Source organism: Pseudovibrio ascidiaceicola (assembly GCF_900114245.1).
Classification (GTDB): domain Bacteria; phylum Pseudomonadota; class Alphaproteobacteria; order Rhizobiales; family Stappiaceae; genus Pseudovibrio; species Pseudovibrio ascidiaceicola.
This window is the reverse complement of sequence record NZ_FOSK01000008.1, coordinates 174,786-196,356: the sequence shown is the minus strand read 5'-3', so window position 1 is coordinate 196,356 and position 21,571 is coordinate 174,786. Positions and strand designations below refer to the sequence as shown.

Here is a 21,571-nt window from a genome sequence, read left to right as displayed (position 1 = left end):
GAGCAAATAAAGAATGCCTGATACGAAAGATGCGACACCTTCCTTACCGCAGGAAGGCATGCTGGCACCGGATTTTACCTTAGCCACAGATTCGCAAGGACAATTCACTCTATCAGAACAAACTGGCCAGTCGGTCGTCGTTTATTTTTATCCAAAAGATGACACACCAGGCTGCACAAAAGAAGCAATCGCCTTTACCGAAAATGCGGCTGAGTTTGAAAAACACAATGCAGTTATCATCGGCATTTCGCCCGATACACCACTAAAGCATGACAAGTTTAAGGCGAAACACGGACTTAACGTCACACTTGGGGCAGATATCGAGAAAGAAGTTTGTGAGGCCTACGGCGTCTGGGTGGAAAAAAACATGTACGGAAAGAAGTACATGGGCGTTGAACGCTCCACATTTCTCGTTGATAAAGAAGGCAAGATTGCCAAGATTTGGCGTAAGGTCCGCGTTCCCGGCCATGTCGAAAAGGTCTTGGAAGAATTACAAGGTCTGAGCCAGTAAAGAATGCCAAAACTTCCAGGCAAGAATGATGCAGATGCGTTTGCAGGGCAAGCGCATCTATCCCTCCCTGAAAACACAAGCGTAAAGTCCCTTAAGGACGGCGCCCGCCAAATCCTCGAGACACCTGATTTGGACCTAAAAGTCGCGCTTGCATACTACGTTGCAAATCAATGGTTCAAAGGTGCCTTGTCAATTTCTCGCGGGACAGGCGAGAAGCCCATGCCGGATCGCCCTGGTCGCCCGGCAAAGCCTGAACTTCTCCCACCACGAGACATGCCCAAACGTGCGGTTGGAGGGAAAAACGGCAAGGTCGCCCTGCTCCATTCCCTAGCTCACATAGAACTCAATGCCATCGATCTCACCTGGGACCTGATAGGTCGCTTCACCCACGTGCCCATGCCGCGTTCCTACTACGACGACTTTGTCCGCGTTGGCTTGGAAGAGGCAAAGCATTTCACACTCATCCAAGAACGCCTTGCAAAACTTGGGCACGCCTATGGCGATCTGCCAGCCCATGACGGTCTCTGGCAAGCAGCCCAGTCAACCGGCAAGGATCTGATCGCACGTCTGGCGATTATTCCGCTCGTGCTCGAAGCCAGAGGCCTCGACATCACCCCATCCATGATTGAAAAGGCCAACGCCACTGGGGACGAAGATACCGCGAGTGTCTTGCATGTGATCTACCACGATGAAAAAGGGCATGTTGCGTATGGAGCAAAATGGTTCCGCTTCATGTGTGACAGGCACCGTGTACGCCCTGAGCCACGTTTTCAACAGCTCGTAAAACAGCATTTTAAAGGACCGCTGAAGCCCCCGTTTAATGACAGAGCAAGATCTGAAGCAGGCCTCACTCCGGGCTTCTATCGCCCGCTCATCAAATTGACCCAATGATACACTGCACTTAGACTTTATTAACCATAACTAACTTTAATTGAATTTAACAAATCATTTCCAGTAGGCAAACTGAGCAAGTGGTCATCCGATGAAGCTTTCCAGGTGCAGTGAGTTTTCTAACAATTACAACCAATTGAAATTGGATGGCCCAATGTGGCTTTCGCGCATCACATCTGAGCTGCGCGTAATTCCTCCAATGGCCTATTGGGTTTCCGGTCTTGCGGCAACGGCAGTCGTCTCCGCAGTATTGGCAAGCAGCTTTCAACAGTCTCTCAGCGAGATGCGACTTAATTCAACATTATCCAGAGAATTGGCGCTCCGTGAAAACTATGAAAGTGAAATTCGGGACCTTAAATTTCAGCTCGGTGAGATGCGTGGACGGTTGGATCAGGATACATCCGGCCTAAGTGCCCCTGCTCGCAAACAACAAGCACAGCTATTACGACAGTTTCAGGAAATCGAAGCGCTGGTGACATTGGCAGAACAATCAAACCTCGTCCTTTCCGCCATCCCACCTTCTCCAAAGCGCAAACCGCAACAAAGAGAAGTCAGTGCTGCACACACCAACAAACTATCTTTTGCGCCACAGAAAAACAGTGCTCCGCTCGATATTCTGAACACACTGTCAGGCAAGCAATACACCGCGCCACAGCCAGCTTCCCCTCACAAAGACTTCTACGCAAAGCAGGCGCAAGGGCAATTCCTGCTCACGGCTTACACACAAGCAGCAATGGACGACATTAAACGTGCCAACACGTTGCTAAAGAAAGCCGGCGTTGCACAGCCTGTTTTTGTTACCCCAAGTTCGTCTGCTGGCGGCATATATCAGGACATTGGGTCTGCTGATTTGGACAGCAGCATGATTGCAGCGCGCCGGATCATTGAACAACGCATTGAATTAAATACCAAAGTGGATGCCTTGCCATTTGGCCGCCCGCTCTCCAGCTTCAATATCTCCAGTGCGTACGGAGCCCGAACAGACCCGTTCCTCGGCAAACCTGCGATCCACACTGGTCTGGATTTCAAAGCACCTCGCGGAACCTCAGTCAAAGCAACCGGCACCGGCATTGTCTCACTCTCACGGTACAACGGCGGCTACGGCCTTTCCGTGGAAATCGTGCACGACAATGGCCTCGTGACCCGCTACGCTCACATGCACAAGCTACTCGTTAGCGAAGGTCAACGCATCAACATGGGCGATATTATAGGGACTGTCGGCAATACGGGCCGCTCAACTGGCCCTCACCTCCACTATGAGGTGCGCCTCAACGGCAAGCCAGTCAACCCAATGCGCTTCATCCGTACCGGCGACAGGCTAGCAGCGATTTTCAAGCGCAAAAAACAAACCAAAATCGCACTCAATTTGCCATAAGACCATTCACTACACAAAAAGCCCCGAAACTAAGTTCCGGGGTTTTTCTAATTCACTAGAGAAGATAAGGCTTAATCCAGATCTTCAACCGCAGCAGGCGCGTTGCCGAATGCACGGTGAGCCAGTGTCGCTTCCATGAACTTATCCAGATCACCATCCAGAACGTCAGAAGGCGCAGTGCTTTCCACGCCTGTACGCAGATCCTTCACAAGCTGGTACGGCTGCAGAACATAAGAGCGGATCTGATGCCCCCAACCGATATCGGTCTTGGAAGCAGCATCCTTGCTCGCCTGATCTTCACGGCGCTGCAACTCAGCCTCATAAAGACGTGCACGAAGCATGTCCCACGCAGTTGCGCGGTTTTTATGCTGTGAACGCTCACTCTGACACTGCACCACAATACCTGTTGGATTGTGCGTAATACGAACAGCAGAGTCAGTCGTGTTCACGTGCTGACCACCAGCACCAGAGGCACGATAGGTATCAATGCGGCAATCGCTTTCGTTGATCTCGATATTGATGCTGTCATCAATAACCGGATAAACCCAGACGGACGCAAAGGACGTATGGCGACGAGCATTGGAGTCATATGGAGAGATGCGAACAAGGCGGTGAACGCCTGCTTCGGTCTTCATCCAGCCGTAAGCATTCTCACCCTTAACAAGCAAAGTTGCAGACTTGATGCCCGCTTCTTCGCCGTCATTGTATTCCATCAGCTCGACCTTATAGCCGTGCTGTTCACCCCAACGGCGATACATGCGCAAAAGCATGCTGGCCCAATCCTGACTTTCAGTACCGCCAGCACCGGAATTGATCTCAATATAAGTATCATTTCCGTCGGCTTCACCGGAGAGCAAGGACTGCAACTGCAGCTTATTGACCTGTTCCAGCATAGCTTTCAAAGCAGCTTCAGCCTCGTCAACAACGGACTGATCATCTTCCATCTCGCCCATCTCAATCAGTTCCTGATTGTCAACGAGATCCTGCTCAAGCTTGCGAACACCGCCAATGCTGTCATCCAGCTGCTGACGTTCACGCATCAGTTTTTGCGCATTCGTCGGGTCATTCCAAAGATTTGGATCTTCAGAAAGCGCATTGAGTTCATCTAGACGGATAAGTGCAGTGTCCCAGTCAAAGATGCCTCCTCAGCAGGCTTATGGCCTGCTTGATTTCGTCGACGATGGCCTCCATTTCGGCGCGCATCGGATACCTCACTTTTTTGAAAACAACTGCGCAGTCAATAACACTGCGTCGGGTGCGAACATAATCGCAGCAAACGATTTCCGCAATCAGCCAGACCACAGAAACTGTGGGCTGGTCATGCAGTTAGCAAGACCAGCCCATGAAGTTTTTAGTAAAGTCCGCCTGTGCCGGACATAACGGCGCGCCCAGCTTCCGGAGACAGATCCTGACGGATACCAATCTCATCCTGGAAGCCAATGACAGAGTAACTGTCTGGTGGCGATGTACCCGGCTTGAAGGATTCCAGAATTGTACCTGGAGCTCCGGCACCAGCCCGCAGACCAGTACGACGGTTGATAGACACCAGCCGTAATCCGTTTGGAACACGGAACTCCAAGGGAGGCGCATCCTTTAGAGCATCCTTCATGAAGGCGGTGAAGATTGGCGCAGCAACCTGACCGCCAGTCGCACCGCGGCCCATCTTGCGCGGAGTATCATATCCAACGAAAACACCCACAGTCAGTTCTGGTGTAAAGCCAACAAACCATGCATCGCGCTCATCATTGGTAGTACCAGTTTTACCGGCAACAGGACGACCAACAGCTTTAACACTTGTCGCCGTACCGCGCTTGACCACACCTTCCATCATGGAGGTGATCTGGTAGGCAGTCATAGGATCAAGCACCTGTTCACGAGTATCAATAAGCTCAGGTTCACCCTGATTACTCCAATACTCTTCGGAGCAGTCTGTGCAAACAAGCTGATCGTTCTGATAGATTGTCTCACCATAACGGTTTTGGATACGGTCAATCAGAGTTGGCTGCACTCGGCGCCCGCCATTGGCCATCATGGAATAAGCTGCTGTCATGCGCATCACGGTGGTTTCACCAGCACCAAGAGACATGGAGAGCACCGGCATCATATTGTCATCAATGCCAAAACTGCGTGCATATTCAGCAACCAAATCCATGCCCATATCCTGAGCAAGACGAACAGTCATCACGTTACGGGAAAGTTCAATACCTGTCCGCAGAGTAGATGGGCCGTAGAATTTGCCACCATAGTTCTGTGGCTTCCACGGGTCCTGCCCCGGTCCTTGTTCAATCTCAACAGGCGCATCAAGCACCACTGAAGACGGCGTATAACCATTATCCAGTGCAGCTGCATAAACGAACGGTTTGAACACAGATCCCGGCTGACGCCATGCCTGTGTTGCGCGGTTAAACTGGCTTTCGGCGTAGCTAAAACCACCAACCAGCGCGACAACGCGGCCAGTATTCGGATCCATGGCAACAATAGCACCCGAAACCTCAGGCACCTGACGCAGAACATACTTGCCACTCACCTGACGCTGAACGTAAATCACATCGCCCGGGCTCAGCACTTCCTGCACATTGCGAGGAGCACGACCGTTGACGCGAGCCCATTTCATATCACTCAGGGAGAGATCTGCACGGACGCGCTCAGTAGAAAGCTTCCGGTTTGCCATGCGCTTTGGACGAAGTCCCACAACGGCTTTCTGATTGCTCACAGACAGAACCACTGCACTTGTCCACTCAGGAACATCGTTCAGCGTCTGAACTTTGGCAAGCGCCGCGCCCCAGTCGCTGGAGGTGATTTCAATCGTGCTGATCGGACCACGCCATTTACCGCGTTTATGGTCAAAGTCTACCAGACCGTCACGCAGTGCCTTACGCGCCTTCAGCTGCATTTCTGGATCAAGGGATGTACGAACGGAAAGACCGTCCTCATAAAGCTTCTCTTCGCCATACTGACCGGCCAACTGGCGTCGCACAGCCTCAGAGAAATACTCAGAGCCTTTAACGAGGTTACCGGTTGGACGCAGTTTAACGTCTAGAGGCTTGGCCTTGGCTTCAATACCTTCTTGAACTGTCACATAGCCGTTCTCAACCATACGGTCGATAACCCAGTTTCGGCGCTCAATCGCACGGTCTCTATAGCGGTATGGGTGATAGTTGGACGGGCCTTTAGGAACAGCAGCGAGATATGCAATCTCTTCGAGTTCCAGTTCGTGAACAGATTTATCAAAAAGGATCAGGGAAGCAGCACCAACACCGTAAGCGCCAACACCGAGATAAATCTCATTCAGATAAAGCTCAAGGATCTCTTCTTTTGTAAACGCTTGCTCGATACGCAGAGCAAGAAGCGCTTCTTTGATCTTGCGCTCATACTTCTGTTCACCGGTCAGAAGGAAGTTCTTTGCAACCTGCTGCGTAATCGTGGACGCACCAACAAGGCGGCGACCAGACCCACTGTTACGAACGTTGGTGATCACCGCACGGCCAATGCCCCATGGATCGATCCCAATGTGTTCATAAAAGTTCTTATCTTCAGCAGACAAGAAAGCTTGCTTCACACGGTCCGGAATAGCCTGAATCGGAATAAACAAACGCCGTTCACGCGCGAACTCATACATCAGATGTCCATCAGCAGCATGCACACGTGTCATGACTGGTGGCTCATAATCCTTCAGCGCGGTGTAGTCCGGCAGATCCTTGGTTATGTCATTGAGATAAATCCACAATCCGGCGGCTGCAATCAGCCCCAGAACAACTGAAATCCCAAAGAGATATCCAATGAACTTTAAAAATAATCTCATATTCGGGCTCGTTTGCTTTCCCGCTAAGAATGTTCGTATGGTGAAGCCAGCATTCCAGAGCCAGTTTCAAACGCCGTTCCTGATGCATTTCCCGCTAAGGGTCAAGAGGTCACGTCCTGAATGAATGCAGCAGAATCGAATCCAGACTTCACTGTTACAGTTTGGCACCCAATCGCTTTTCATTATGGCAAAGCTGAGGCAGGAACTTAGCCTTTATCCCACTGCAGCAGCGACATATACGCACCCGAAAAACAATCACACCAAACGGCTATTGCTGCGCAATTCTAGCCCGAAAGAAACCGTTCGTCGCTTGAACAATCGCATCCGACACGCGTTCCCGCCACTCATCAGAACCTAACATTTTCTCATCCAGATTATTGGAAAGAAATCCAAGTTCAATCAAAACAGACGGAACATCGTGGCTTTTCAGCACTTGGAACCCCGCAGAACGAAGAGGATTTTTGATAACTGTTGTGGCGCTTTTAAGTTCTTCAACCACCAATCGCGCAAAATGGATCGAAAAATTCTTGGTTTCGCGGCGGGTGAGCTCGACCAGAATATCTGTAACCTCTTCAGGTTCATCAGAAAAATCGACGCCGCCAATCACATCCGAATAGTTTTCACGGCGTGCCAGCGCAGCTGCCATTCGGTCAGATGCTCGCTCTGAGAGAGTGTAGATTGAGGCCCCACGTGTCGTCTCTGCCCCATTTGTGATCGAATCCGCATGAATGGAGATAAACAGATCAGCCCCCTTCCCGCGCGCCAACTTGGTCCGGTTTCCTAAAGAGATGAATTTATCATCATCACGGGTTAGATAGACCTGATAGTAGCCAAGTTTATCCAGTTTCTCTTTCAAAAACCGACCAAAATTCAGAACAATCGCCTTTTCAAGCGTGCCATTACTGCCAACTGCGCCAGAATCAATACCGCCATGCCCCGGATCGATAATGATCACGGGCAGATCGTTTTCAGCCCTTGCAGCAGGGTCTTGAGTATCTTGCTTAGGAACGGATGCCGTTGCCCCAACGGGCTGCGCGTGTGAAGTGGCCTGACCAACAGCAGCTTCAAACTCAGCAGGAGAAGATTCGGTCAGATCAATAACCAGCCGTGTCGGTTGATCTTGCACACCGGGCAGCAAAAAGGTTTTATCCAAAGCGACCGGAGAGTTGAGATCCAGCACGACTCTGGAACGTCCTTTGGAGATGGAGCCATACCGCCAGGACCGAACTAATCCCCGCCCTTTTGGCACAAAGTCTCTTGGAAACTCGAAAGTGACAGACGGAAGGTCAATCACCAACCGATAAGGGTGGGACAAGAATGAAAGGTTATATCCAACCTCACCATCCATATCCAGAATGAAGCGCGTCCGTGCCAGATCTCCGGCAACACGTGCATCAGAAACGACCGAAACCGCGTTTTGCGCTGATGCAGCATTACTCATGGCAACAGTTGCAATGAGAGAAAACGCGACACAATAAAAGCTGAGAGCACAGAACCTGAATGCATGACTGATGCGGCTCACCTTTTCACTCCCCTATAGAAACACTGGCAATTTAGTTTAAATCAAGTTGAACGATTAAAACACGATTAAGCGAAAGTCACCCCGCCAAACCTATCATTAAGCATTGATTAACAACTGCAGCTTTCGTAGCAAGACATCGCCAGATCGATTTTCCCAAGCTTGCCAAGCGTCTCGAGGGATCGTAAAAGGTTTACTAGGACTTCGATTTGGAATTGTTCCGTAAAGTTGTGAGCCATATTTTTTGAAGCTGATATCCTGAGATTTTCGCAGTTTTCAAACTGATCGAAATGTTTCAAAAAGCCTATATGAGCCATTTGTGCCGTTTCCGGTTTGTTGATGAGGATGCGGTATAAACCAACTGGAAGAGCAGTCTGCTCGAGAGCCAAGACAGAGTTTTGCCGTGACATTTTCGGTCATGGCGGGTTGTGAACAGATTTTCTGTCGCTTTGGATAAGTGCTTTATCCTCGAATTTTCGGAGAGATACGGCAGCTAGGCGCAGGAACAGACGTTTACAGATTGGAAGCCTGAAGAAGCGCTTCCATTTCAAGCATACCGCCTTATGGGCGGTCAAAAAGAGATCATTAAGGGCGAACGGTTTGTCAAAGCTACGCGCAAATACAAATGAACATGAGTCAAGAAGCAGTGCGCCGACGTGTCAGTCGGTCCCTTCTTGCCGTGGTCATGCGCGCCGCCGTCTCTCCTTTTCTACTAGCAACTTACATAACAAGTTGACCGACCTGACGATGTACAAATCTCAGCGCCACTCGCGCCGTCTTCAGTGTTTGGTCCTAAGGAACTCACTTCATGGCAAACAAGATGCTGATAGATGCGACCCACCCGGAGGAGACCCGGGTTACGGTCGTGCGCGGGAATCGGGTTGAGGAATTTGACTTTGAAGCCGCAAACAGAAAGCAGCTTCGCGGAAATATCTACCTAGCTAAAGTCACACGAGTAGAGCCATCACTTCAGGCCGCTTTTGTCGAGTACGGCGGCAACAGACACGGATTCCTCGCCTTCAGCGAAATCCATCCGGATTATTATCAGCTTCCGAAAGAAGATCGGGAGGCTCTTGAAGCTCAGCTTGCAGCCGAAGCCGCTGCAAACCAGCGTGAGCGTGCGCGTAGAGAAAAAGAAGAAGCAAAGCGAGAAGCCGAAATTCAAAAGGTTGCTGCTGCAAAAGCCGCAGAAGCCTCTGAAGACGTTGTTGCTGAACTGATCGAAGCTGAAACCAGCGCGCTCGAAGCAGAGCACGAGGCCGAAGCCCTTGCCAGCATGGATGCTCCTTTTCAGGATGACAGCATCGAGGATATCGAAGCTGAAGCTGCTGAAGAAGACGAAGCTGGCGACGCTACAGCGCAAAAAGCAAACGCTGATAAAGCAGAGGCCGATAAGCCATCTGCAGATGAGCCTGTAACTGAAGCAGCAAAAGCTGACGCTTCTGAGCAAGCAGATGCTTCCGCCAAAGCTGCATCAGAAGAAACTGCAGAAGAGACATCTGAAGCTGAAGAGCAGGATGACAGCGAAGAGGAAGCGGAAGAAGAAGTTACCGCACGCCCTCGCCGTCTGCGCGACAACTATAAGATTCAGGAAGTCATCAAACGCCGTCAGCTGCTGCTGGTACAGGTCGTGAAGGAAGAGCGCGGGAATAAAGGCGCTGCTCTGACAACATATCTGTCCCTCGCTGGCCGTTACTCTGTTCTGATGCCAAACACCGACCGTGGTGGCGGGATCTCCCGCAAAATCACAAAGCCAACAGACCGCAAGCGCCTGAAGCAGGTTGCTGGTGATCTGGATGTGCCGAACGGTATGGGCGTTATCCTGCGTACAGCGGGTGCCAGCAGAACCAAAGCAGAAATCAAGCGTGACTTCGAATACCTCCTGCGTCTTTGGGAAAATGTCCGTGAACTGACCCTTGATTCAGCAGCCCCTACCCTCGTTTACGAGGAAGGCAGCCTGATTAAGCGCTCTATTCGCGACCTGTACAACAAAGACATCGATCAGGTTATGGTTTCTGGCGAAGAAGGCTACCGTGAAGCGAAAGACTTCATGCGCATGCTGATGCCAAGCCATTCCAAGAATGTTCAGCCTTATCGTGATGCAACGCCAATCTTCACCCGCTTCGGTGTAGAAGCCCAGCTTGACGCAATGTTCTCACCACAGGTGACACTGAAGTCCGGTGGCTACATTGTCATCAACCAGACAGAAGCTCTTGTTGCAATTGATGTGAACTCCGGAAAAGCAACCCGCGAACAGAACATCGAAGACACGGCTCAGGCAACTAACCTTGAAGCAGCAGAAGAGATTGCACGTCAGCTTCGCCTGCGCGACCTCGCCGGTCTTGTGGTTATCGACTTCATTGATATGGAAGAGAACCGCAACAACCGCGCTGTTGAGCGTCGCCTGAAAGAATGCCTGAAGTCTGACCGCGCCCGCATTCAGGTTGGCCGTATCTCGCATTTCGGCTTGCTGGAAATGTCACGTCAGCGCATCCGCACCGGCGTACTCGAAAGCTCATCAGTTGTTTGCCCGCACTGTCATGGTTCAGGCATCGTACGTTCAGTAGAATCTGTTGCTCTGCACATCCTCCGCTCTCTGGAAGATCAGCTGCTGCGTGGCTCTACTCACAACTTGAATCTGAGCACGCCAAATGAAGTGGCGATGTACATTCTCAACCAGAAGCGTCATCACCTGATGGATCTCGAGCGTCGCTTCGGCCTGGAAATCTCTATTCTCGGAGACGACACCGTCACCGAGCAGCACTTCACTTTGGAGCGCGGCGAGCTGGCAACACCAAGCGAGCGCACACAGCCTCTACCAGCTACAGTTCAGCCAGACACCATCTTCCCCGTTGAGGAGGAAGAGGAAGACATCGTTGAAGAGGCTCCAGAGGAAGAAAAACAAGAGACAGCTGAAGACGACAGCAATGATCGTCGTCGTCGCCGTCGTCGCCGTCGTCGTCGCACTGGCAACGAGAAAGACGAAGCCGAACAGCAGGAAACATCAGCAAGCTCTGAAGAGCCGTCTGCTGAAGAGGACACCTCCTCTGAAGAGAAATCAGCTGACGCGGAGTGTACCGAGCTAACAGACGAGGAAGAAGATCGCCGCCGCAAGCGTCGCCGTGGTCGCCGTGGTGGCCGCCGCTCCCGTCGCAGAAGCGGATCTGATGAAAACGGCGAGAACGGTGAAAGCTCCGAGGAAGCAGAAGGCTCAAAAGAAAGCTCTGCGGATAGCGTTGAAGAGATCATCGCAGACGCAAAATCTGGAACCGCAGATGAAGCAGCAGCTGCAGAAGACACTGCTGCTCCTGCAGAGCCGGTAGCAGAGGCAGCAGCTGAAGAAGAGCCGAAGAAAGAAACTCGCAAGCCTCGCCGTCGTCGCAGAGTAAAACCTGCGCCTGAGGAAACAGCTGAGAAGGAAGCTTCAGCAGAAGCATCCGAGACCCCAGCTCCACAGGCAGAAGAAGCTTCCGACGTTGCGGTGAAAGAAGCTCCGGCAGAAGTGGCAACGCAGCAAGCAGAACAACCTGCAGAAGCTCCAGCAGAACCAGTGAGCAAGCCTGCGGAACCGGTTGTTGAGCAGCCTAAAGAAGAAAAGCCTGCGGAAGTCGCAAAGGTTGAAGTGAAAGAAGAAGCTCCGGCTGTCGAGGCCCCCAAAGCTGCAGAAGCAGAAGTTGAGGCCGAAGCACCAGCAAAACCGAAAGCTCCGACCAAACCGGTCGTGACATCGCATAAGGTTGTTGAAGGGGAAACCGTTGCCGTTGAAGGCGATGATGACTCGCCGCGCCGCACAGGCTGGTGGCAACGCCGTTCTTTCTTCTAAGAGAAAACAAGTTCAATAAAAAAGCCCGCTCAACTGAGCGGGCTTTTTTATTGCCTGTTACTTGAGCCAGTTTTCCAACCGCTCTACCGCAAGCTTGATATCAGGCTCCTTCCCCGCAAAGGAAAAGCGCATGAATTGATTTCCGCGCGTCAGATCGAAATCAACGCCAGGCGTTGCAGCAATGTGTGTCTCTGCCAACATCTTCTGACAGAACTCCATGGAATCGTTAGTGAGCTGAGAAACACCCGCATACACATAGAACGCACCATCAACCGGCAACACGTCAAACCCAAGCTGAGGAAGATGATCAAGCAGCACCTGCCTGTTGGCAGCATACCCAGCCTTGATCTTCTCATAGTCCTCAGTCGCATCAAAAGCAGCAGCCGCAGTCACTTGCGCCAATTCAGGCGGCGAGATGTAGAGGCTCTGCGCAATTCGCTCAATCGGACGCACAAGCACCTCAGGCAGCACCATCCAGCCAATACGCCAACCCGTCATGCAATAGTATTTGGAAAAGCTATTGACGATAATCGCTTTGTCCGTAAAGCGAAGCGCCGTCTCCTCCTCCATGTCATAGGCAAGTCCATGGTAAATCTCATCGGAGATGAACCACAAGTCCATCGCCTCACAAGCTTCAACCAGTGCCTTAAGCGCCTCAGGAGACATCATGGTCCCAGTCGGGTTCGCCGGGCTGGCCACAAGCACACCTTTTAGCGGCTTCTCTTTATGCACCGCCTCAAGAATCTCAGGGGTGAGTGACCAGCGTGTTTCCGGCCCAACCTCAATCTCAACACACTCCAACCCCAACACCTCAATGATATTGCGGTAGGCCGGATAGCCGGGAGAGGTAATTGCAATGCGGTCCCCTCTGTCAAATCCGGCAAGAAAAGCAAGGTTGAAACCAGCAGAAGAACCAGTGGTTGCAAAGATGCGAGATTCAGGAACCTCCAATCCAAAGGTTTGCTTATAGTAGCGAGCAATGCTCTTCTTCAGCAACGGAATGCCCTGCGCTTCCGTATATCCCAATCGGCCAGAAGACAGATGATCATGCGCAACCTTCAAAACCGAGTCAGGAACAGGCGCTCCCGGCTGTCCCACTTCCATGTGCAGCACGTGTTCTCCGTTCTGCTCAAGGCGGTTAGCAGCATTCAGCACTTCCATAGCTTGAAAAGGCAGGACTTCACTACGTTTTGATCCCATTAATACTGACAAATGCATTCCCTCTTATTTCTTCTTCTCAGAGCCTGTGCTTTAATTTTTCGGGCTACCTAGCAATTTTGCCTAATAACTGCCTATCTTGGGTGGTTAAGGCTTATTTGAAAGTCTATGTAGTACTTTAAGTGCGAACCGCTCTGCGCCTGCCAAGCCAATTAAGGGGACTTGACGTGCAATTTAAGAACAATGCATTGAAACGTGTGATTGAACCAGTCAAATCACAAGCAACAAAGTTTGCGCGCAAATTTCTTATAACAGCAACCGCACTTTCTCTGGTTGTACCTAATGTGGCAATCACCACAGCTCAAGCTCAACAAAAGAAGGGGCTCCCCCTCGTTCGCGATGCAGAAACTGAAGACCTGCTGCGCGAATACGCCAAACCGATCTTCCGGGCAGCTGGACTTCCTGCCAATCAGGTTGAGATCATTTTGGTCAATGACAAGAGCTTTAACGCTTTCGTTCCAGACAGCCGCAGGATGTTTATCAACCTCGGCGTCATCATGGATGCCAAAACGCCAAGCGAAGTGATTGGCGTGATCGCACACGAAACCGGCCATATTGCAGGCAACCATCTGGTTCGCATGCGCCAGGCAGCCTCGAACGCACAGATCATGTCAGTTATCGGCATGATTTTGGGTGCTGGCGCTATGGCAGCAGGTGCAACCACAGGCAACAGCTCCATCGCACGCGGTGGTGCAGCAGCAGTCTCCGGTGGCGGAGCGCTTGCCCAACGAAATTTCTTGTCCTATCGCAGATCTGAAGAATCATCAGCTGACCAGGCAGCCCTGCGCTACCTCGATCGCGTTGGCGTTTCTGCCAAGGGCATGCTCACAACATTTGAACGCATGGCGGATCAGGCTCTGTTCTCAGCGCAGTATGTAGACCCATACGCGCTCAGCCACCCCATGCCACGCGCCCGTTTCAACGCGCTTCAAAACAAGGCGCAAAAGGCAAAACACTTCAATAAGAAGGATCCCGAGCGCCTTCAATTGAAGCATGACATGGTCAAAGCCAAACTACTGGCATTCACCAGTCATAGAAACTCAGTTTACCGCGCCTATCCGGAAAGAGACAAAAGTCTCCCCGCGCAATATGCCCGTGCCATTGCAAGCATGAGGTCCGACAAAGCATCAAAAGCCGTCAGAAAAATCGACGCCTTGATCTCAAAAGCGCCGGAATATCCGTATTTTTATGAAATCAAAGGACAGGCGCTGCTCGAGGGTGGCAAACCAAAAGCCGCAATTGCACCATTCCGCAAAGCGCTGGCACTTTATCCTGGCAATCCGCATTTTGAAATCTGGCTGGGCTTCGCAATGGTCGCATCCGATGACAAGCGGTACCTGAAAGAAGCAAAGAGCATTTTGACCAGAGCTCTGCGAAAAGACAGATATTCCATGAACGGCTATGCGCAACTTGCAATCGCAAATGCCCGTCTGGGCGACATTGCTGGTGCAGATCTGGCAACCGCACAAAGCCATATGACCCGTGGTGATATTCGCAGCGCACAGCGTTATGCGAAACGGGCTCAAAAAAAGTTAAAGGTCGGCTCACCTGCCTGGCAACAAGCTGACGATATACTGTCAGTCAAAGTGCCTCAGCTCAAACGCCGCTAATAAATCAGACTGATAAAAACCACGCACCCGAACAGGGTTACAGGAGACGTCATGAAGAAACTCATTCGCCGAGCTGCGATCACATGTGCTGCAACACTCGCTCTGCTGCCAGCAACCTTTTCTGCACAAGCAGAATCGGTGAACCGCGCTGAAGTCGAAACAATCATCAAGGAATACCTTGTCGCAAATCCGGAAATCGTGCTGGAAGCGCTTCAGGAACTTGATAAGCGCCGTCTCGCAGAAGAAGAAAGCGCACGCAAAGGCGCTATCTCCAGCCTCTCTGATGAGATCTACAACAGCGACTACCAGATTGTCCTCGGCAACCCAGACGGCGACGTCACTCTTGTTGAACTGTTCGATTACAACTGCGGTTACTGTAAGCGCGCACTGTCTGACCTTGTTCGCCTCGTTGACGAAGACAAGAACCTCCGCGTTGTCTTGAAAGAATTCCCTGTACTGGGCAAAGCATCTCAGGAAGCTGCACGCGTTGCGATCGCAGTTGCTGAAGTTGCACCAGAAAAATACGAGGACTTCCACCTCGCACTTCTGGGCCAGCCTGGCCGTGCAAACCTCGCGAGCAGCCTGAAAGTTGCAAAAGATCTCGGGATCTCTGATGCAGATCTGGAAAAATCAATGAAGTCCAACCGCGCAGCCGAAACCTTCCAGGAAGTATTCACTATTGCTGAGCAACTCGGCATCACCGGAACTCCTTCTTACATTTTGGGTGAAGAAGTGATTGTTGGAGCCGTTGGCTATGACACTTTGAAGGAAAAAATTGCAGCTGAACGCGAGTAGATTGATCTCAACCGCGCATATCAACGCATTTTCGCAGCTTTATCCTTAAGAACTCAACTCAGAGCGGACAAAGGTCTTTTCCTTGGTCCGCTCTGACCATATAAGAGGGCCAGTTATGTTTATTTGCCTGGCTACACTTTACCAATACGTCAAGTAAACCTAGATTGTTACACAGAGTTTTTGAGAACAGATTGGTTGCGTAGACGCAACTACATTTGTGTACTTCTGAGTAAATCTAAAGCGTTATGTGCCTTTCTGCGCTAATAAACATGATATTGCCTTATGCGCAGCCTAGGCACTCCGGATGCATACTTTTTAAAAGACAGCATCTCGCAACTAGAGAATTAATGGCTATCTAAGCAGTTAATAACCAACTGCTTACGTAGTTCATTCAGTCAGAAAGTCCGCATTTGCTCTGAGCAATTGGATTTTCACAGATTATTAAAAGGCCATCCTTGCTGCACAGTCGCTTTGGGGGCCAAACCGAAGGCTCCTGGCATTAGTCAGGGCATTTCGAACTGGACGATGAAAACGATGACGAAAGAAACTAAGTTTGATCAGGAAATGATCCGCCAGCTTGCAAATGTGCTGGACGAAACCAACCTGACCGAAATCGAGGTGGAACAAAAAGATCTCCGCGTTCGTGTCGCTCGTCAGCTGACAGTGGGTGCAGTGGCACCAGTAGCAGCACCTGCTCCTGTCGCTGCTCCAGCACCGGCACCAGCAGCCGCTGCACCTGTAGAGATTGCAGTTTCTGCAGATGCTGCAAATCATCCGGGCGCAGTAACTTCTCCAATGGTTGGCACAGCCTATCTGGCACCAGAGCCAGGCGCGTCAGTCTTTATTGAAGTAGGTAAGTCCATCAAGAAGGGCGACACCATTCTGATCATTGAAGCGATGAAGACCATGAATCAGATCCCTTCACCAAAGTCAGGCACTGTGACTGCAATTCTGGTTGAAGATGGTCAGCCAGTTGAATTCGGCGAACCACTTATCATCATCGAATAACAGGCGAAGTCTCTATGTTCTCAAAGATCCTCATCGCAAACCGCGGCGAGATCGCACTCCGCATCCTTCGGGCATGTAAAGAGCTTGGCATTCGCACTGTTGCGGTCCACTCTACTGCTGACGAAGATGCGATGCACGTGCGTCTGGCTGACGAAAGCGTTTGTATTGGTCCGCCAGTAGCGCGTGACAGTTATCTCAATATCCCGCAAATTCTGGCTGCCTGTGAAATCACTGGCGCCGACGCTGTGCATCCCGGTTATGGTTTCCTTTCCGAGAATGCACGCTTTGCGGAAATTCTTGAGGCACACGGTATCACCTTTATCGGCCCTACCTCAGAGCACATCCGTGTGATGGGCGATAAGATTCAGGCAAAGACCACGGCAAAAGAACTGGGTATTCCAGTTGTGCCAGGTTCCGATGGTGGCATCACCCCTGAAGACGACGTCCATGCAATCGCTAAGGAAATCGGTTATCCGGTTCTCGTAAAAGCGGCAGCAGGCGGCGGTGGCCGTGGCATGAAGGTCGCTCTGACAGCAGAAGATCTGGATACTGCGATTTCAACCGCACGCTCCGAATCCAAAGCAGCCTTTGGCGATGATGCTCTGTACATGGAAAAGTACCTCGGCAAACCACGCCACATTGAGGTGCAGGTTCTGGGTGACGGTCAGGGCAACGCGATCCACCTTGGTGAGCGCGACTGTTCCTTGCAGCGCCGCCATCAGAAGGTATTCGAAGAGTGTCCATCCCCTGCGCTGAATGAAGAACAACGTATGGAGATCGGCGAAGTTTGTGCAGACGCTATGCGTAAGCTCAAGTATCGCGGCGCAGGCACCATCGAATTCCTCTATGAAAACGGTGAGTTCTACTTCATTGAAATGAACACTCGTTTGCAGGTGGAACACCCTGTAACAGAGATGGTCACCGGCATTGATCTTGTGATCGAACAGATCCGTATTGCTGGAGGCTCTACTCTTTCAATCAGCCAGGATGAAGTTCGCTTCTCCGGTCATGCGATTGAGTGCCGTATCAATGCAGAACATCCACTGACCTTTGCTCCATCTCCGGGCACAATCACCTACTACCACCCACCAGGTGGCTTGGGCGTGCGCGTAGATTCCGGCGTTTATCAGGGCTACAAAATTCCTCCGCATTATGACAGCCTGATCGGTAAGCTGATCGTTCATGGCCGGACCCGCGTGGAATGTATGATGCGTCTGCGTCGCGCTCTGAGCGAGTTTGTGGTTGATGGTATCAATACAACAGTTCCGCTCTTCACAGAGCTTCTGGACAATCAGGATATCGCCAATGGCGCCTATGATATCCATTGGCTTGAGAAGTTCCTGGACGCGCACATTGCAGCACAGAACTCCGAAGAAGACTGAGGAGATTTAGGGAGGTCAAAAGCAGACCAGCATGGAATTTAAGATTACCCCACAAATTCTGCTTAAAGCATACGCTTGTGGCATCTTTCCAATGGCTGAGACTGCTGACTCTCCTGATCTTTTCTGGATTGATCCCGAGCGGCGAGGTATCTTGCCGCTCGATTCATTTCACATCCCCAAACGGCTCGCAAGAACCGTCCGCTCCGACAAATTTGTCGTTCGAGCCTCCCGTGATTTCAAAGCAGTAATCTCTCACTGCGCGACAACCACCTCAGAGCGCAAAGAGACATGGATCAACGCTGAGATCCGCAAGCTCTACACTGCGCTTTTTGCTATGGGGTATTGCCACACAATCGAAGTCTACAACGCTTCTGACGAGCTTGTTGGAGGCCTTTACGGTGTATCTCTGGGCGGAGCGTTCTTTGGGGAGAGTATGTTCTCGCTGGAGCGGGATGCCTCCAAGGTTGCCCTTGTACATTTGTATGGCCGCCTGCTCTATGGAGGCTACAGGTTACTGGACGCTCAGTTCGTGACAGAGCATCTGGAACAGTTCGGCGCGACCGAAGTTCCTAAAGAACAATATGGCAAGCTGCTGGAAAATGCCTTGATGGTTCACGGAGATTTCCATGCGTTGCCGCAAGAAAGCTCTGGCAAGCTGGTTCTACAGATCATCGAGGATATGCGCCCTGCTCCAACTAAAACCAAAAACGGCCTCATCTGAGAGGCCGCATTATTTATCGCAGTGTTGCAACAACCTTCGGTCGTGGCACCGGGATTTCCCCTGAAGAAACAAAGTCTTTTCCAGCCAGATCATCCTCTTCGGAGACCAAGTCAACAGCTGGACCAGCGTACCCTTCTGGCGGAGGCACAGAAGTTGTCTTCTTACAGTTGATCAGCCAGATATCATAGACGCTATGCTCAACAGCATGCACACCAGGGTTGCTTGCAAACATCCAGCCACTGAAGATCCGGCGAACCTTGCTGTCCAGCGTAAGTTCATCAACCTCAATAAACGCAGTCGTTTGAGAAGCCTCTGTCCGTGGCCGGGAATTGCAAACGCGCGGCGTCACCTGAAGCGCACCAAACTGGACTGTCTCGTCAATGTAGACATCAAACGTTGTAATACGGCCGGTGATTTTATCCAGCCCTTTGAACACTGCAACCGGGTTTTTAATTGGTGTCTGAGCTTGAGCCGGCAATGCAAACGCTGCCCCACCGATCAACGCAGCAAGTGCGCAAGATGCAGCGCGCCCAAGATATTTACGCATTGTAAAACCCATAAAAATTTCCAGCAGCTAGTGATTCAAACGCCCGAGCTGTAAAGGGCTTAGCACTGGAATGCTACGGGGAAAAGGCCAGAACGAGGCAAAGACGCGGCAATCGCTGAGGAATCTCAGCTAACCCACAGGCGTTGCGCGAAAGCCACGATAACCCACCGGCAAATTTTACTTAAATAACAGGGCGTGGATTGTCCAAATGGTCTTGAGTGGCTGGTTTCATAGAACAGGAAACTGACATCAACCGAGACCTAGATGCAACCAGAGCAACCGCAACCGATAACCCAACAACAACGGACATACCGCGCCGCCAGTGTGCTTTGCGTTGATTTGCGTTATTTGTGCGTTGCGCGCGTTATTTATGCGATTTTGTGCGTTCTTTTGTTTGTGGCACTTCCCAGCCATGCACCGGCCCAGTCGCTCTACCAAAAGTACATAAAACAGCAGCAAAAAGAGATCCTGAAAGCTCCCTCCGAGAAGCCAGAAATGCCATCTGATGAGAACGGCATGCCGGAGACTCTACGCATGCCAGCAATGCCGCTGATGGAGTTCCGCGCAAAAGATATCATCGGGATGTTCCCTCTCGCACCTGCCGACACCAGCTCCCCAAGAGCAACACTGGACAGCTTCCTCGACATCATGGAGGAAACAAACCACCTCATTCAGGAAGCTTATGAAGAGAACACCGGCATGGGGGCGTTCTCTATGGAAACGCTCGGCATGAGCAAGAACCATGAGCACATACAAAACAAGATCCATCTCGCCGAAATTCTTCTGGAACGCGCCAGAGGCTGCTTTGATCTTTCCGGGCTCCCCAGCGCAACACGCCAGCAAACATCACTTGAGCTAGTCCTGCAGCTCAAAGAGATACTGGACCGCATCCCACTTCCGCCTTTCCCGGATATACCCGGAACGACCGCAGGCACTTACGACTTCAATCAGGCCGATTTAGAAAACTCTTGGACGATCCCATTCACTCAAATCGTCATCACCAAGATGACTGAAGGACCGCAGCAAGGGGAGTATGTTTTCTCTGCACAAACAGTGGACCGGATTCCAGAGTTTTATGAGGAAGTCAAAGCGCTCCCGTCCCGCTCTCCCATTCCGCAAGACCTGTATCACTTCTTTGCCAGCAGTCCTGGGCACCTGCTTCCGCCAGCCTGGTTCTCACTGATTGAAAGCCAGCCTCCATGGCTATTGGAGCTGTATTATGGACAAGCCGTCTGGCAATGGTTCGCGCTGATCCTGATCACAGCAATTGCCGCAGTCATTCTTTTCTTCTTCATCACCATCATGCGGCGCCTACCAGATCGCAAAAAGCCGGTTCGGCGGCAAGTGCTCAGCATCATCACTTCCGGCGTCATTGTCGGCTCTCTCATTTTCCTGCGTTATTTGGCTGACTATCAAATCAATATCGGTGGCCCGGTTCTGCAAGTCTATGACCTGACCATCGAAACGCTCGTCTGGATTGGCGGCGCCGTCATCATTTACAAGGTCCTGCGCCTCCTGAGCGAGCTGGTGCTGCTCAAGAACCGAGGCGTAGCCTCCATCGACCGCAGCATCATCCGCACAGCAACACAGTTCTTCGCCATCCTGTGCGCCCTCATCTTGCTCACTTACGGCGCAACCCGCCTGAATATCCCGCTCTACGGCATCATCGCAGGTATCAGTGTTGGCGGTCTCGCGATCGCGCTGGCCGCTCAACCCACGCTCGAAAACCTTCTCGGCGGACTGATCCTCTATGCGGACGGCATTGTCCGTGTCGGAGATTATTGCGAGTTCAACAAGGTGCGCGGACACGTGGAATCCATCGGTATGCGCTCAACTCGGATTAGAACCACGGACAGAACACTGGTCACTATTCCTAACGCCGACCTCGCCAAGATGAACTTCATGAACTACACGCTGAAAGATCACTTCCGCGTCGTTCTGAGATTTGCATTGAAGTACGACACCAGCGCAGAGCAACTGGAAAAGCTCATCACCAAGATCAAACGAATGCTGGCCAAACATCCGCTGTCCCAACCAGATGCAGCAAAGGTGAGACTCGAGAACATTGATGAGAACGGCATTGTAATCCAGATCGAAGACAGCGTTCAGGCCGCAACTCGTGATGAGTATCTCGCCATTCAGGAGAGCATCATCATCCGCACCCTGAAACTCATTTCAGACCAAAACATCGAAGTCGCCCACCCCTTCGTCACCAACTACGGCGAAAACAGCGCCCTCCAACCGCCAGAAACACCAAGCTCCCCTGTGGTGAAGCCGAAGCAAGAATCCAGCCCGCAAGCGGGGTCTAAGCCCAAAACCAAAACTCCAAAGGAAAAAAAGAGGAAGGCCTAACAAAAAAACGCGGCCTC

15 protein-coding genes are annotated in these 21,571 nt (G+C 51.4%); 10 read left to right on the top strand and 5 right to left on the bottom strand.

The genetic code is table 11. The annotated features are described in order from the left end of the window. Window positions 1-13: 13 nt before the first annotated feature. The 3 genes from bcp (at window position 14) to BM231_RS16345 (ending at window position 2,777) form a co-directional block, all read left to right on the top strand. On the top strand, window positions 14-511 hold the full coding sequence (gene bcp / locus BM231_RS16355; protein ID WP_063289046.1) for a thioredoxin-dependent thiol peroxidase: 498 nt from the start codon (window positions 14-16) through the stop codon (window positions 509-511). Between the two features lie 3 nt (window positions 512-514). Beyond that, complete coding sequence (locus tag BM231_RS16350) at window positions 515-1,402, top strand: ferritin-like domain-containing protein (RefSeq protein WP_093521006.1); 888 nt, start codon at window positions 515-517, stop codon at window positions 1,400-1,402. Window positions 1,403-1,556: 154 nt separating this feature from the next. Further along, window positions 1,557-2,777 carry a M23 family metallopeptidase gene (locus BM231_RS16345; protein WP_093521004.1) on the top strand — a complete coding sequence of 407 codons (1,221 nt, stop codon included), beginning with the start codon at window positions 1,557-1,559 and terminating at the stop codon, window positions 2,775-2,777. A 71-nt stretch (window positions 2,778-2,848) separates the two neighbouring features. On the opposite strand, the gene prfB is transcribed toward BM231_RS16345, so the two are convergent. The 3 genes from prfB to BM231_RS16325 all read right to left on the bottom strand — a co-directional run bounded on the left by prfB (window position 2,849) and on the right by BM231_RS16325 (window position 8,101). After that, window positions 2,849-3,980 (bottom strand): peptide chain release factor 2 gene (gene prfB / locus BM231_RS16340; protein WP_099049688.1). Its coding sequence is split into 2 segments (ribosomal slippage): window positions 2,849-3,910 and window positions 3,912-3,980, totalling 1,131 coding nucleotides; the frame shifts between segments, so codons are not numbered across the junction. 148 nt (window positions 3,981-4,128) lie between these two features. Beyond that, a complete protein-coding gene (locus BM231_RS16330) occupies window positions 4,129-6,579 on the bottom strand; it encodes a penicillin-binding protein 1A (RefSeq protein ID WP_093520998.1) in 2,451 nt (816 codons plus the stop codon). Between the two features lie 268 nt (window positions 6,580-6,847). Next, complete coding sequence (locus BM231_RS16325) at window positions 6,848-8,101, bottom strand: N-acetylmuramoyl-L-alanine amidase (protein ID WP_093520996.1); 1,254 nt, start codon at window positions 8,099-8,101, stop codon at window positions 6,848-6,850. Between the two features lie 805 nt (window positions 8,102-8,906). On the opposite strand from BM231_RS16325, the gene BM231_RS16315 reads away from it, so the two are divergent. Then, entirely contained in the window at window positions 8,907-11,921 is a 3,015-nt protein-coding gene (locus BM231_RS16315; protein WP_093520992.1) for a ribonuclease E/G, read from the top strand. Window positions 11,922-11,978: 57 nt separating this feature from the next. Here the strand turns inward: BM231_RS16315 and BM231_RS16310 are convergent, their stop codons facing one another. Then, window positions 11,979-13,121 (bottom strand): pyridoxal phosphate-dependent aminotransferase, encoded by a 1,143-nt coding sequence (locus BM231_RS16310; RefSeq protein WP_093520990.1) that lies wholly within the window; start codon window positions 13,119-13,121, stop codon window positions 11,979-11,981. 185 nt (window positions 13,122-13,306) lie between these two features. On the opposite strand from BM231_RS16310, the gene BM231_RS16305 reads away from it, so the two are divergent. The 5 genes from BM231_RS16305 to aat all read left to right on the top strand — a co-directional run bounded on the left by BM231_RS16305 (window position 13,307) and on the right by aat (window position 18,655). Further along, window positions 13,307-14,749, top strand: a complete 1,443-nt coding sequence (locus BM231_RS16305) for a M48 family metalloprotease (RefSeq protein ID WP_093520988.1) — start codon at window positions 13,307-13,309, stop codon at window positions 14,747-14,749. Between the two features lie 51 nt (window positions 14,750-14,800). Next, entirely contained in the window at window positions 14,801-15,544 is a 744-nt protein-coding gene (locus tag BM231_RS16300) for a DsbA family protein (RefSeq protein WP_093520986.1), read from the top strand. Window positions 15,545-16,069: 525 nt separating this feature from the next. Then, a complete protein-coding gene (accB, locus tag BM231_RS16295; protein ID WP_093520984.1) occupies window positions 16,070-16,552 on the top strand; it encodes an acetyl-CoA carboxylase biotin carboxyl carrier protein in 483 nt (160 codons plus the stop codon). A gap of 14 nt (window positions 16,553-16,566) precedes the next feature. After that, window positions 16,567-17,934 (top strand): acetyl-CoA carboxylase biotin carboxylase subunit, encoded by a 1,368-nt coding sequence (gene accC / locus BM231_RS16290; protein ID WP_063311518.1) that lies wholly within the window; start codon window positions 16,567-16,569, stop codon window positions 17,932-17,934. A 31-nt stretch (window positions 17,935-17,965) separates the two neighbouring features. Then, on the top strand, window positions 17,966-18,655 hold the full coding sequence (gene aat / locus BM231_RS16285) for a leucyl/phenylalanyl-tRNA--protein transferase (protein ID WP_093520982.1): 690 nt from the start codon (window positions 17,966-17,968) through the stop codon (window positions 18,653-18,655). Between the two features lie 13 nt (window positions 18,656-18,668). Here aat and BM231_RS16280 read toward each other — a convergent pair whose 3' ends face one another. After that, window positions 18,669-19,214 carry a DUF2155 domain-containing protein gene (locus tag BM231_RS16280; RefSeq protein WP_063289056.1) on the bottom strand — a complete coding sequence of 182 codons (546 nt, stop codon included), beginning with the start codon at window positions 19,212-19,214 and terminating at the stop codon, window positions 18,669-18,671. A gap of 252 nt (window positions 19,215-19,466) precedes the next feature. Here BM231_RS16280 and BM231_RS16275 point away from each other — a divergent pair, with 252 nt between their 5' ends. Continuing rightward, on the top strand, window positions 19,467-21,554 hold the full coding sequence (locus tag BM231_RS16275) for a mechanosensitive ion channel family protein (RefSeq protein ID WP_208860431.1): 2,088 nt from the start codon (window positions 19,467-19,469) through the stop codon (window positions 21,552-21,554). Window positions 21,555-21,571 lie beyond the last annotated feature (17 nt).